Annotated in this window: 14 protein-coding genes; all 14 read right to left on the bottom strand. The window is 33.4% G+C overall.

Translation table 11 applies throughout. From position 1 onward, the window contains the following. Positions 1–18: 18 nt before the first annotated feature. Entirely contained in the window at positions 19–666 is a 648-nt protein-coding gene (locus tag ABV008_RS12950; RefSeq protein WP_352420250.1) for a hypothetical protein, read from the bottom strand. Positions 667–827: 161 nt separating this feature from the next. Beyond that, on the bottom strand, positions 828–2372 hold the full coding sequence (gene ggt / locus ABV008_RS12945) for a gamma-glutamyltransferase (protein ID WP_352420268.1): 1545 nt from the start codon (positions 2370–2372) through the stop codon (positions 828–830). Positions 2373–2457: 85 nt separating this feature from the next. Further along, positions 2458–2982 carry a chromate transporter gene (locus ABV008_RS12940; RefSeq protein ID WP_352420249.1) on the bottom strand — a complete coding sequence of 175 codons (525 nt, stop codon included), beginning with the start codon at positions 2980–2982 and terminating at the stop codon, positions 2458–2460. After that, positions 2979–3524, bottom strand: a complete 546-nt coding sequence (locus ABV008_RS12935) for a chromate transporter (protein WP_352420248.1) — start codon at positions 3522–3524, stop codon at positions 2979–2981. Before ABV008_RS12935 ends, ABV008_RS12940 begins: the two co-directional genes overlap by 4 nt. Before the next feature lie 134 nt (positions 3525–3658). Then, positions 3659–4132 (bottom strand): hypothetical protein, encoded by a 474-nt coding sequence (locus ABV008_RS12930; RefSeq protein ID WP_352420247.1) that lies wholly within the window; start codon positions 4130–4132, stop codon positions 3659–3661. 1 nt (position 4133) lies between these two features. After that, positions 4134–5531, bottom strand: coding sequence for a sulfurtransferase (locus ABV008_RS12925; RefSeq protein ID WP_502929786.1), 1398 nt, complete (start codon positions 5529–5531; stop codon positions 4134–4136). Between the two features lie 182 nt (positions 5532–5713). Next, positions 5714–6379 carry a TVP38/TMEM64 family protein gene (locus ABV008_RS12920; protein WP_352420245.1) on the bottom strand — a complete coding sequence of 222 codons (666 nt, stop codon included), beginning with the start codon at positions 6377–6379 and terminating at the stop codon, positions 5714–5716. Between the two features lie 19 nt (positions 6380–6398). After that, positions 6399–7514 carry a (Fe-S)-binding protein gene (locus ABV008_RS12915; RefSeq protein WP_352420244.1) on the bottom strand — a complete coding sequence of 372 codons (1116 nt, stop codon included), beginning with the start codon at positions 7512–7514 and terminating at the stop codon, positions 6399–6401. A 119-nt stretch (positions 7515–7633) separates the two neighbouring features. Beyond that, positions 7634–8347, bottom strand: a complete 714-nt coding sequence (locus tag ABV008_RS12910; protein WP_502929785.1) for a TVP38/TMEM64 family protein — start codon at positions 8345–8347, stop codon at positions 7634–7636. Positions 8348–8376: 29 nt separating this feature from the next. Continuing rightward, complete coding sequence (locus ABV008_RS12905; protein WP_352420243.1) at positions 8377–9669, bottom strand: rhodanese-like domain-containing protein; 1293 nt, start codon at positions 9667–9669, stop codon at positions 8377–8379. 206 nt (positions 9670–9875) lie between these two features. After that, the gene (locus ABV008_RS12900) at positions 9876–10970 is read right to left on the bottom strand and encodes a phosphotransferase (protein ID WP_352420242.1); all 1095 of its coding nucleotides are present in this window, start codon (positions 10968–10970) and stop codon (positions 9876–9878) included. Continuing rightward, complete coding sequence (locus tag ABV008_RS12895; protein WP_352420241.1) at positions 10957–11652, bottom strand: TIGR04282 family arsenosugar biosynthesis glycosyltransferase; 696 nt, start codon at positions 11650–11652, stop codon at positions 10957–10959. The genes ABV008_RS12900 and ABV008_RS12895 overlap by 14 nt, the downstream gene beginning before the upstream one ends. Further along, entirely contained in the window at positions 11652–12326 is a 675-nt protein-coding gene (locus ABV008_RS12890; RefSeq protein ID WP_352420240.1) for a TIGR04283 family arsenosugar biosynthesis glycosyltransferase, read from the bottom strand. Before ABV008_RS12890 ends, ABV008_RS12895 begins: the two co-directional genes overlap by 1 nt. Beyond that, positions 12323–13366, bottom strand: a complete 1044-nt coding sequence (locus ABV008_RS12885; RefSeq protein ID WP_352420239.1) for an ABC transporter ATP-binding protein — start codon at positions 13364–13366, stop codon at positions 12323–12325. Before ABV008_RS12885 ends, ABV008_RS12890 begins: the two co-directional genes overlap by 4 nt. Between the last annotated feature and the right edge of the window lie 2 nt (positions 13367–13368).

Here is a 13368-nt window from a genome sequence, read left to right as displayed (position 1 = left end):
CCCCCCCCTTTTTTGATTTTAGTAAGCTTCCTCTTTTATTAATTTATAACTTTTGGAATGCTTTTCTACTACAAGAACTTGATTATTTACTACTCCTATTACTTTTATTAATTCTCCCGACTTAATTTCATCTCCTTCTGTCATAGCCTCTATTTCTCTTAATGACCCTTGTAGAGTTATGCTAACTTTACCAACGCCATTTCCATTTGCAGGAATAGTTATATATACTTCACCTATACAATGCATTGCATTTGCCAAGCTCATGGTGCCATTTTCAACAAGTTTATTTGTAAGATAGAATATTCCTGAAACTATTGCCATGACTATTAAGCCTAACAATATAGAAAGTATAATTGTTACTGTATTACTTAAATTAGAGTTTGCACCTACTATTCCTGTCCACCCAAAGACAGTAAAGAAGATGATAAAATTTCTTACTGTAAAGAAGTGAAATGAGGACATACCATCTAAGCTCTCTCCACTGTCAAGATCTAAATCGTGTGCATCAGAGTGGTCAAACATGCTATGATCATCTCCAACATCTGTGTCATCATTCATTCCCATGAAGGTTAATATTAGTTGTATAATAAACACTACACTGAAAGGTATAGCAAAATACCAAAACACTTTTTCAAATGAAGGAATGCCATTCCACCATTGAATCAAAGTTTATACCCCCCTTACTAAAACTAAGTCCCTATTGAACTATATTAAATTCTATTTTTATTTAGACTAATTAATATAATATTTCTATAACTATGCTCAAAAAAAGACCTCATAAGAACCTAAGTTCATCTATGAAGTCTTTAAGTATTATATGTTATTACTTACCAAACTGCTACCTGTCCATCCGTTCTCGGTTCTGTTGCACCGCATAGAACACCATCATCATTTCTCCAGATTATTTGGCCTCTTCCAAAGGCTACGCTGTTAGCCTTCACTACTATATCGTGTCCCGCTCTTGCTAACTCTAGCGCTAGTCTGTTATCAAAACTCTGCTCCACCTCTATAGTCTTACCTCCAACCCATTGCCATCTTGGTCTATCTAGTGCTTCCTGTGGATTCATATTATAATCTATAGTATTTATCATAACTTGGAGATGGGCCTGTGGCTGCATAAATCCTCCCATGATTCCAAAAGGTCCTACTGGTTTTCCGTCCTTAGTTAAAAATCCTGGAATAATTGTATGATACGGTCTTTTGCATCCTCCAATACAATTATCTGATTCTTCATCTAGATTGAAGTTTGCTCCTCTATTATGTAGTGAAATACCTGTATTAGGTACTACTAGTCCTGAACCAAATCCCATGTAATTACTTTGAATGTATGAAACCATGTTTCCTTCTTCATCTGCTGTACAAAGATAAACTGTTCCACCTTTAGATGGCTGTCCAGCCTCAGGCATTATTGCTTTGTCTGTTATTAATTTTCTTCTTTCTCTAGCATACTCCTGAGAAAGCAATTCCTCAGTTTTTACCTTCATTACCTTTGGATCAGCTACATATTTCTGAGCATCTACAAAGGCTAATTTTAAGGCTTCTATTTGCAGATGTGTACTATTAAAGGAATCCTTAGCCCCTAGCTCCATTTCTTTTAATATATTTAGTGCCATCAGTACAGTTATTCCATGACCATTTGGAGGTATTTCATATACTTCATATCCTTTATAGTCGGTGCTTATTGGCTCAACCCATCTTGGATGGTAATCAGCTAGATCTTCTTTTGTAATATATCCACCGTATTTCTTAGAAAATGCATCTATTTTCTCTGCCAGCTCTCCACGGTAAAAGCTTTCAGCCATGGTTTTTGCTATTTCTTTTAGAGTTCTTCCATGGTCTTTTAATGTAACATAATCTCCGATTTTAGGACAATTATCGTTTGGTGCAAAGGTATCAAACCAAGTCTGAAACTCTTCCTTGTTTTCTCTTTCCTTGGTATATTTCATAAATGCAGCTGCCCATCCAGCCCCTACACCTGGCTGAATAGTGAAGCCTTCCTCTGCATATTTAATGGCAGGCTCTAGTACTTCCTCAAAGGTTAACTTTCCAAACTTCTTTGATAGCTCTGCCCAAGCAGCTGGTGCACCCGGTACGTTAACTGGTATTAGACCGTATTTAGGCATCTCTGTATAACCTAATTCTTTTAAAGCTTTTGCACTTATTGATTTAGGTGAAGGTCCACTGCTGTTCAAGCCATGAAGCTTGTTTCCTGTCCATACTAATGCAAAGGCATCTCCGCCTATTCCGTTTGCTGTAGGCTCTACAACTGTTAGTGTAGCTGCTGCCCCTATGGCTGCATCAATAGCATTACCGCCTTTTTTAAGTATCTCAAGCCCTGCTTGCGCTGCTAACGGATTACCTGTGGCAACCATACCTTTCTTACCATAAACCACATTTCTTCTAGAAGGATAACTATAAGTTAATGGATCAAATTTAAAATTCAAAATTCACTCCTCCTTAGTAAATAATATATCCTAAAATTCCTGCAACCAATGTAAGTAATATTGGATGAATCTTATATTTATAGGTTGCAAAGAAAGCTAATGCAAAGAATATAATACTTTTGTAGTCAATAAATGTCTCTTTATTGATTAAAAGTAGCATCGCTGACAATACAAGCCCCACTACTACTGGTCTAAGTCCAACAAAAGCATTTTCTACGTATTTGTTGTTTTTAAATTTAAAAAAGAAGTTACATATTATTAGCATAATAATTATAGAAGGCATTGCAACTCCTAATGTTGCAAAAGCAGAGCCTAAAACACTATTCGTAACTGTATAGCCTATATATGTAGCACTGTTTATTGCAATAGGTCCAGGAGTAACCTGTGATATGGCAACTATATCTGTAAACTCACTGACACTAAGCCAATTGTTTACATCTACTACTTCAGTTTGTATCAAAGGTAGCATGGCATATCCTCCACCAAAGCTAAAAAGTCCTATTTTAAAAAATGTTATAAAGAGTCTTAGGTATATCACTGTTTGCTACCTCCTTTTTTAGCCATATAAAGATTTCCACCAATTACTGCTATTATAATAAATAAAATAGGAGTTATTTTTAAAAAAGTAACACACGCTGCAACTACTATAGGTATAATAAAGGCCTTTCCCTTTAGCTTTGAGCTTTTAGATAAACTAATAACTGATGTAGCTATCAGGGCTACTACCGCTGGTCTTATGGCTTTAAATGCACTTTCTACTGCTTTAAGGTCTTTTATTTCTTTAAAAAACATTGCAATAGCTAAAATAATTAAAAATGATGGCAGTATTGCTCCTAATGTAGTAAAAAAAGCACCCTTATATCTATCCATTTTAAAGCCTACAAACACAGCTGTGTTTACGGCTATAGGTCCTGGTGCAGATTGGGCTAATGCAAGAGTATCTACGAATTCATCCTTTTCAATCCATTTTTTCTTATCTACAACTTCAGCTTCAATAAGCGGAACCATGGCATACCCTCCACCTATTGTAAAGGCACCTATTTTGAAAAAAACTGAGAACATTTCTAAATACTTTTTCATTATTTCACCTCTTTTATTTTGAGTCTCTAAATATTAGTCTATCAAATAAAGAATAAAAAGTATAGAGAATCTAACATAAAAACACCTGCTATATTATCAGTACTGATTATATAGCAGGCTTCTAAGATGAGAATTTAATATCTCTTATTATATTGTCTAAAGTAGACCTGTAATATTACTATTATGATAACAATAATCTGAATCAATAACGCTAGTTCAAATGCTATGATATAGTAAGGATATGCTAGCATGTCTATAAAACACTTACTATTAATGGCAATAGCCGTCAACAAGCTAATTATAAGCCCTATTGTTATCTGGATTCCGGTAAATATTTTTCTTCTTCTCTTGATAGCATAGAATAATAGAACAGCAAACAGAATGCATAATACAATTAGTATAATATTATGCTTTATCAAATTAACTTGAGTAAATATGCTCTGTTCATATTGTAGTCTCCTAGAATAAACATGTCTCATTACCCCTGCCTTTTTTGTAGTCAGATTGTTTATTACAAATACAGCAACTATCAAGGCTACTTGTAAAAGCGCTACTATGGCATATATTACTCTCTTAATTATACCCTTTGCGTTTTTTTCTCTATACATTTTAGTTTGCTGGCTCTCCAGTTTCTACAGGATTTTCTGGGTTATTACTCCAGCCAATCCAACCATCGCTATATAGAGATGTATTCTCAAGACCCATCACTTGAGCATAATATAGTACTTCTGCTGCACGCCATCCACTTCCACACATAAATGAAAGATGTCTGTTTGTATCTATTCCATACTCTTTCCACATAGCTAATATTTCATCGGCATTACGCATAGTATTATCTATATTACGATAGTAATCTAATGAGTTGGAGTCAGTCTTTCCAGCATATCCAAATACTGAACCAGGTATACGACCTTTCAAATCATGATAAGAGTAACCAGAACTTTTTCCTATATGTTCTTCCCAAGTACGATTATCTACTAATATAAATTCATTAGGTTTTGTTAAGCTTACTTTTAGCTCTTCTATAGTATCAATTAAATCTGGATTTACTGGTATTTTAGCTCCAAAATCAGTAACTGGAGTTGGTTTATGGCTTTCTGTTTCAACATCATATCCTGCAGATATCCAAGCTCCTAAACCACCATTTAATACTCTTACATCTTTAACTCCAATATATCTTAGTGCTGTAGCTACACGATAAGCTGCCATTTGAGCTTCACCAGTTACTATTACAGTATCATCCTTTGTAAATCCATTGTTTAGTGCAAATTCTGTCAGTGTTGCGTCATCAGCTAACATCCAAGCTGGTGGTGGTTCTATCCAATCAGTATTTATATGGAAGCTTGTAGGTACATGCCCATTTGCATATGATGTATCTTCTTCGCCCCAGCTTGCCTCAACTATCTTTATTTGTGTAGAATCTTCAAATGTTTCTGGTGTTTTGCCATCTAGTATATCCTTAACTATACTAGCAGGTACTATCAATTTATAGTTTTCGTAGATTTCCATAGGAAGACTTTCGTCTTCAGTCCACTCTTTTACGTTATAATTATATAGATTTTCATATCCTTTATCTTTTAGGTATTCTGCAACCTTTAAAGCATCTTCCCCATTAGCATCATATAGTACTATATTTTTAGATGGATCGATACCTTTAGCATTAATTGCTTCACTTAAAATAGCATCTTTGTTTTCTACTTCTGTGCTTAACCAATTAGCAGAAAAGTCTACTGCTCCCTCTATATGTCCACCTCTTTTTACCCCTTCAAGTTTCCAACCATTGTAAGCATCATTGATTCGGGTATCAACAATTACCCATGAGTTATCATTTAGCTTTTCCTTTAAATCTTCTGTAGAAATTGATTGAATTCCTTTTTCCTCTTCTTTATCTTGTTGTTCAACAACCTGTTTATTTTCTGTTTCTACTGACTTATTTGAACAAGCAGATAAGCTTAATGATATTAATAATAATAAAATAATTGGCAAAGCTGCTTTTCTTAAGTTCATTAACATTTTATCGCTCCTCTTTTTTAAATAATTATTGTGAGACCAAAAATATATTAGCATAAATAAATCATGAATAAAATGATTACTGAAAAAAATAATAAGTGTCTATAACTTTATAAAATTTTTAAATGCTTATCTTTCGAAAACTTTAGCCCTGCTAGGGAACTCACTATATGTGAAATCTACCAGCCAGGGCTTTTATCCTTTTGTTGAAGTACCTTTTTTATTATTAATGAAACTGCAAACAGAAATACTACTAATCCTATGGAAATATAGAATTCTGTAGTTCCTAATTTTGTAGTCTTATCCCCAAGGTTTGAATATACTATTATTCCTGGTAATGAACCAATAACAGTTGCTAAAGAAAAATCTCTCAGTTTCATATCTGTAAGACCTGCACTATAGCTTACTATCTTAAATGGAAATAATGGTATCAATCTTAGCATCAATATCAATAAAAATGCACTTTTTGTACCTTTATTATCAAAAAAAACTATATCTCTTTTTATAATCTTTTTAACTACTGCTTTTCCTAATACTCTTGAAATAATAAACGCTATAATTCCACCTAATAAGGATCCTATAGATGTAAGGACCACTCCTTCCCAAAGACCAAATATCATCCCTCCTGCAATAACTAAAACTGAATCAGGAAATAGCAGCAAAGGTAACAGAGTTAAAGCTACTACATATATAATTGGAGCCATAGCCCCTTTACCTTGAATATATTCCTTTATTTCATTGGGACCATATCCTTTTAGAAAATTATATTTATTAAGTAACACTGCAGTCGCAATTACTAATATAATTAAAACTATCAATCTAAATGCATTCTTTTTATTCTTCATAATTCACTTCCTAACATAACTAAGTGGATGTAGCTTTAATCTTTTTTCCCTTATACCTATTTAGCCATTTTTCTAATGTTGAATTATTTTTTTGCTCCATATCTTCGAATTTCTCATTAAAAAGCAAGTCAAGTATATGAAAAGAGCTCTTTCCGCCTCTTCGCATTGACTCTACACATTCCTGACAATATGTGATGATATAATCTGTGCTTGCTTCATTAGCTCTTATTTCAGTATGTGTCTTTGATATATGGTTTTGAGTTACAGAAACCATGCCTCCAGATCCACAGCATAAAGTCCTTCCACGGTTGTATCTCATTTCTTTTACTTTGAGTCCTAATTGAACAATGATATTTCTAACAGATTCATGAATTACATTTACATTTCTAGTAGGACAGGGGTCATGGATAGTAAATTCATTCTCAATATTTTCTCCTATGCCTTTTCTATTTTCTGGAACACCTATAGAGGATAGCACCTCCCATAGAGATACTACTTCTACAGCATTGCTATTATTAGATATTGTCATAAAACAATTTTGACATCCAGTAATCACTTTCTTAACCTTTTTACTCTGAAACTCATTTTCTAGCATTGAGAAATATTCTTTAAATTTCCCTTCCTTACCCATAAAGCTTGTAGGCTTACCACAGCATTTATTATATATACCTATACCAGGAATTTTTTCTCCAAGATAATTGTAAGTTTTCTGCACTATTTCAAAGCTATATGACATAAGTGCACAGCCTGGAAAAAATATAGTATCAGATTGTAGATTTTGTATACCTGATGTAAATAGCTTTGAAAAGCTAAACTTCTGATGGAAGTCTACTGTACTTGTTCCAAGGTCTTTAGGCAGCTTTCCATTTGTTTGATTAACTGTATCTCTTCTAAGCTCTAAGAATAAGCTCTTTAGGTCTACTCCTTTAGGACATACTTTAGTACAGTACCCGCAAAGCATACAGGAATAAGGTAGTTTATAATCAAAGGTTCCAGTTTCTAATAAGTCCTTAAGCAGTACCTTTGGTGAATCACAGAGTTTATCAAGCATAGGGCATCCTTTCATACAGGCATTACATCCTATGCATTTTTGCTCTTCTTTGATTATTTTCATTGTTTTGTCACTAATAATCATTTTAAACACCCTTCATTAATTAACTCTAAATACAAGTTCAGAGTAAGCCTACTCTCTGAATGCTAGCTACTGCATAGATAAAGGGATTGCTTCTTTTAAACAACCCCTAGCTCTTTTAACTAAACAGTTTTCTTGTTTTTCTCATCCCATAATTTCTTAATTAAGAATATTAATATGCTCAATGAGAATAGTATAAGTAATGCTGTTACAAAAGTTTTAACTCCGCCAGTTAACATTCCTCCCACGTATGAATACACAATAGTTGCTGGAAGTTGCCCGAGACCTGTTGCCCATAAAAAAGACCATAGACTCATTGAAGTAAGCCCAGCAGCATAGCTGACAATATCAAAAGATACAAAAGGAAGTAATCTAGCAATTAAAATCGCATAATTCCCATATTTATCAAAAAATTTATCTACCTCTTGCAGAGCAAATCTATTTGTAAGCCTTTCAACAGTAGTTCTACCATATATTCTAGCAATATAGAAGCACAAAACAGCCCCCGCCATGGAAGATGTCCATGAAAGTATTGCTCCCTTTACCCATCCAAATAAAGCTGCATTGGCAAATGTTATCAAAAATGCTGGTAGCGGTGCAGCTATTGACTGAAATATCATTAGTAAAAAGGATACTACCGGTGCCCATATTCCAAAGGATAATATATATCCCTTTATTGCCTCTACATCTAGCATGCTAAAAATAAATACAGCTCTATTTATGGCTACCTTTACTGGAGTAATAAATAAATAAGCACAAATCAAAGCTATTATTACTGCCAGCTTAATCCAAGTTGGCTTTTTAATTTTTTTCAAAAAATCCAATATTTTTTTCAATATAATTCACACCTTTAGGGTTAGCCTTCTTATTTTTGTAATTCTAAATCTGCACTTCCTGCCCAAGCATGAAAACTAGCATCATAATTTTTTGCATTCTCGTATCCCATCATAGATAGGACTACCTGCATGTGAGCAGAACGAATACCCGCAGTACAATATGTTATTATTTCATCATCCTTTTCAATTCCATTTTCATCAAGGATAGCCTTAATTTCTTGTGCAGTTTTTAGTGTACCATCTTCATTTAAGAATTTATTAAATGTTATATTTATGGCTCCTGGTAAGTGTCCGCCCCTTACTTCACCAAATTTTTGTGCTCCTTCATATTCGTCTTTTTCTCTAACATCTATTATGACTACTTTGCCTATTTTACTTGCAAATTCTCCAGTTTCAATATTAGTTGAATTATCTAATGCTGTTACTTCAACAGCTACAGCAGTTGGCTCAATTATATCCTTAGATACTTCATATTTGTTAGCTTTCCAGTATTCAAATCCACCGTCTAGCATCTTTACATTATCAAAACCTGCTCTATTAAGCATCCAAACTATTCTTCCATCTTCACCCCAGCCACCATTTGTGCTAGTGTATACTACAATTTCTTTTTCCTTGCTTATTCCAAATTCAGATAGCTTTTCTGATAAAGCCTTTGGTTCAAGTACAGTCCCCCAATTAAGATTTTCACCAGGTGCTCCTGACATATCAGCAAAGTTTTGCCACATTACAGCAATTGAACCTGGTATATGTCCTTTGGCATAAGCATCTGCTCCTCTTGCATCTAGAATAAGTATATCTTCTCTACCTAAGTTTTCTTTTAACCAATCAACATCAACAATATAGCTAGTGTCTACGAATTCTATAGTTTCTTCTGCTGTCTCTTTATCTTCTAATAATTCATCATACGGCCATTTGCTTTGACCATTTTCTAATATAAATAACCTGTCGGCACTAATTCCTTTTGTTTGAAGATAATCAATGGTTCTAGTAGCACCACCAGCACCACCAGGACAGATTACAATAATAGGTTTTTCTCCCTCTAACTGTGGTAAAGCAGCATCTAGCTTTGCTTTTTCTTCGTCAGTTTTTACTGGATAAGCATGAGTTGGTATAGCTCCTTTAATGTGGTGAGCATCCCATTCTTCTTTTACTTGTATATCAAGTAATATGATATCATCACCATTTTCAATCGCTTTCTTCGTTTCCTTTGCGGTATAATAATTATACTCCTTTTTGGCTTCTGTATCGGCACTATTTGAACAACCAGTAGCCACTAATACTAATGATAACATTACTACGAATATTAATAATAATTTTTTCATCGTAAATTCTCCCCCAGTTTCAGTTTTTATATTATATTAACTCCGATATGATTTTAACATACAAGCTTTAAAAATTGTAATTGCAATTATCTATAGTGTTGCTTTAAACTATAGATATAATTTATATTGCTAGTCTACGTTATTTTGAAGCCATGAATATATATATAAGAAAACCTATGGACTTGATAATATGTCAAATCTATAGGCTAAAAATAATGCTTAAGTAATCTTTTCATAAAATCTATATCAAGATAATCCAAAATCTTCTTATACGTATCCATATTCTTTATATTCTTATCAGGCTTATTATACTCTACATAAGCATAAGCGCACCAGGATAACGCCCTTAGATATAGGTATGGAGTGTACAAATGAACTCTTTCCCTAATGTTATTGTCTTTCCTATTAAGACCATCAATATATGTTTTAAAGAAGTTTTCCTTTTCTTCTTTACTTAATACATACTCAGTCTTCCAAAGAGTAGTTGTAGGTGATAGAAACTGAGTCAAATCTTGACAAGGGTCACTAATAACCGGTTTTTCCCAATCTATTAGATAGCTGTGTGTATCACCTATTATGAAATTATGTGAATTTACTTCAGTATTATTTATTACATGCCATTTATTTTCTATGAAATACTTCTCATTATGCTTATTCTTTTCAGCCCAGTTTAAAAAGCTATCAAAAAAGTTCTTAAGTTCTTTAGAAACAATGTTTGATACAAAAAAATCCTCTAAAAGCCTACTACTTTCTAGAATCCTTTCATTAAAAATATTATCTTCGATTATAAAGGTACTAGCATCTCTATCTGATAGTTTTAAAGAGTGTATTCTAGCAAATATGCTTGCAGCCTTATTTAAGTCTTTGTTGTATTTTAATGGTCTGCCTTCTAAAAATTCCATTATTAAAATGCCATAGTCAAAAAAGCTCTTGGTATCATCCACGTAGAAAGCCTTTGGAGTAACTCTACTTATCTCTAGTGTCTTTAATGCATCATATTCGTACTTAATTTGATTATCTAGCTGTAGCTGACTTCCTGTGTTTACTCGAAATACATATTTTTTCTCATTTGATTTTATTAAAAAATTTATGTTGTACTCTCCTTGAGCTAGGAAGTCTACATGATAGTTGTTTCCAAACTCAGTTAAAAGAGATCCCTCACTTCGTTCAAGATGACATATAAGTTCTTCGTTGCGGTTATAATGACAATTAGAATCTTCGCTTAGCTCACAATGGAAAGCTGGTAAGCCGCCATTTACTAGATACTTTTTTATCTGTTTTCTCAATCTATCTCTCAGCATATTTCTCTTCTCCCCAACATTTATTTAAATAGCTAATAGTATTTTCAGGAATAGGTTTATGCATAAATTCTCCTTTATCCACCTTGTCCTTAAAGGTATATAAGTCTTCTTTTGTATCTATATCCATATGCTTAGCTGCTAACCCAATACTTAAGCCAAGGTTATTTGATATATCCATAGTTCCCTCAAGAACTGAATTTCTTCCCCATTTTAGCTTGCTATTAAATAATTCTCTGTACGGCTTTTTCATTCCAATAAGATAATATCCACCATCAAAGGTAGGTCCTAGGCATATATCATTGTCTTTTAGAATACTAAAAGCTTCTAGGATTTCGCCTGGCTGTATATCTGGTATATCTGAGCCTATAAGTATTACTTCACTATAGCCTAATTTAAGCACATGCTCGATGGCATTGCTCATTCTAACACCTAAATCCTCACCTATTTGAGGAAAGGATTTTATATAGTCTGGTACTATATCTTCGATTATGTTTAAACTTCCTTCAGGTGTATATGTTAGAAAAATATCAACATGGTTCTTTATATAATAAAACATATTAAATAAGTCCAATAAAAAGCATTCATGGAGCTCTGCACATCTTTCTCCTGTAAAGATATCCATTAGCCTAGTTTTAGTCTTTCCAGGTATAGGTATTCTTGTCATAAGTATAAGTGCCTTCATTATCTTGCCTCCCTATACATTTTGTTAAGCTTTGAAGGGGATACCCCTAGAATGTATAATGCTTTAAGCTTATGCATTTGAAGTAATGTTCTAAGCTGTCCTCCAGTTTTGAATCTTCTTGCCGAGGTTCCTATTTTAATATTAAGGGTTTTCATTTTACCTTTTTTCCCTAGCCTCTTAGCCAAATCCCAGTCCTCCATAAGCTCTATTTCTTTATATCCACCTAGCTTATAGAAAATTTCTTTTCTGACAAATACTCCTTGATCTCCAAAATACAATCCTAAATACTTGGCTCGCCACGTAGAGCTTTTAGACACAAATCTCATAAACTTCGTGTCATAGTCATAAAAGTATAGAGAAAATCCTCCTCCTATATAGCCTTTATTAATAGCATTTTCTATACCTTTTAAAGAATCCTCTGACACTACAGAATCTGAATGAACAAACCATAATATGCTTCCTCTGGCTACACTAGCACCAGTGTTCATTTGCTTTGCTCTACCTTTTTGGCTTTCTATTACAATAACATATTTAGATGCTATCTTTACTGTATTGTCGCTACTTCCACCGTCTACAACAATTATCTCTTTTTCTCCCTGAAGATCGCAAAGCCTAGTAAGAGTATTCTCTATTGTTTTTTCTTCATTAAGGACAGGAACTATTATTGAAATCAAAGTATCACTTCTTTCTCTAATGGAAAAAATACTACATTATTAAAATCTATATTAACCTCAACCTTATCTCCTACATCATATATTTTCCTTGGCTCTGATATACACTTTAGCTCCAAGTCATTGGCTATAACTGTATAATATATCCTATCTCCTGCATATTTCCTTGACTTTACTATACCTATGATATCAGTGTCATTACTAGGCTCAAGTAATTCTATGTCTTCAGGTTTTATCATTGCCTTTACTGATAAATGCTCATTGTATTCGGTTTTAACACTAACTATATCTGAAACAAACATACCATCATTTATATATCCGCTAATGTAATTCTTCTCACCAAAAAAGTCAGCTATTTCTGGAGATATAGGTCTTTGGTAAAGCTCTGTAGGAGTTCCGAATTGTCTTATCTTGCCATCAAGCATTACAGCTATTTTATCAGATGTCATAAGTGCCTCTTCTTTATCGTGAGTAACTAATATAGTAGTTATTTTGAGCTTTCTCTGTATTTGAAGAGTAAAATCTCTCATATTCTCTCTTAATCTCATATCAAGATTAGAAAATGGCTCATCAAGTAAAAGTACCTTTGGCTCTATTGCCAATGCTCTAGCAAGAGCAACTCTTTGCTTTTGCCCCCCTGATAATTCATTTGGATATTTCTTTTCGTAACCATCTAATTGAACTAGCTCAAGCATTCTTTTTACCTGATTTTGTCTTTTAACCTTATCTACCTTTGCCATTTTAAGTCCAAACTCTACATTTTGGGCTATATTTAAGTGAGGAAATAATAGATAGTCTTGAAATACTATTACTGCACCTCTTTTTTCAACTGGTATATTTAAAATAGAGCTATCTCCGATGAGTATATCTCCATTATCTGGCTTTAGAAGACCTGCTACTATATTTAGTGTTGTTGTTTTGCCGCAGCCAGAAGGGCCTAATAATGATATCATTTCCCCTTCCTTTACGACTAGATTCACATCATCAAGAACTTTTTTATTCCCAAAAAATTTTATAATATTCTTTAATATTATCTGTGACAAAG

It is taken from the genome of Proteiniborus sp., assembly GCF_040308045.1.
Taxonomy (GTDB): Bacteria; Bacillota; Clostridia; order Tissierellales; family Proteiniboraceae; genus Proteiniborus.
This window is presented reverse-complemented; position numbering and strand designations above follow the sequence as displayed.

What these genes read in the sequence shown, in the direction of transcription:
- ggt (WP_352420268.1), bottom strand. Translation starts at nt 2,372, where the DNA reads ATGGTTGCCACAGGTAATCCGTTAGCAGCGCAAGCAGGGCTTGAGATA.
- ABV008_RS12935 (WP_352420248.1), bottom strand. Translation starts at nt 3,524, where the DNA reads ATGAAAAAGTATTTAGAAATGTTCTCAGTTTTTTTCAAAATAGGTGCC.
- ABV008_RS12930 (WP_352420247.1), bottom strand. Translation starts at nt 4,132, where the DNA reads ATGTATAGAGAAAAAAACGCAAAGGGTATAATTAAGAGAGTAATATAT.
- ABV008_RS12925 (WP_502929786.1), bottom strand. Translation starts at nt 5,531, where the DNA reads ATGAACTTAAGAAAAGCAGCTTTGCCAATTATTTTATTATTATTAATA.
- ABV008_RS12920 (WP_352420245.1), bottom strand. Translation starts at nt 6,379, where the DNA reads ATGAAGAATAAAAAGAATGCATTTAGATTGATAGTTTTAATTATATTA.
- ABV008_RS12915 (WP_352420244.1), bottom strand. Translation starts at nt 7,514, where the DNA reads ATGATTATTAGTGACAAAACAATGAAAATAATCAAAGAAGAGCAAAAA.
- ABV008_RS12905 (WP_352420243.1), bottom strand. Translation starts at nt 9,669, where the DNA reads ATGAAAAAATTATTATTAATATTCGTAGTAATGTTATCATTAGTATTA.
- ABV008_RS12900 (WP_352420242.1), bottom strand. Translation starts at nt 10,970, where the DNA reads ATGCTGAGAGATAGATTGAGAAAACAGATAAAAAAGTATCTAGTAAAT.
- ABV008_RS12895 (WP_352420241.1), bottom strand. Translation starts at nt 11,652, where the DNA reads ATGAAGGCACTTATACTTATGACAAGAATACCTATACCTGGAAAGACT.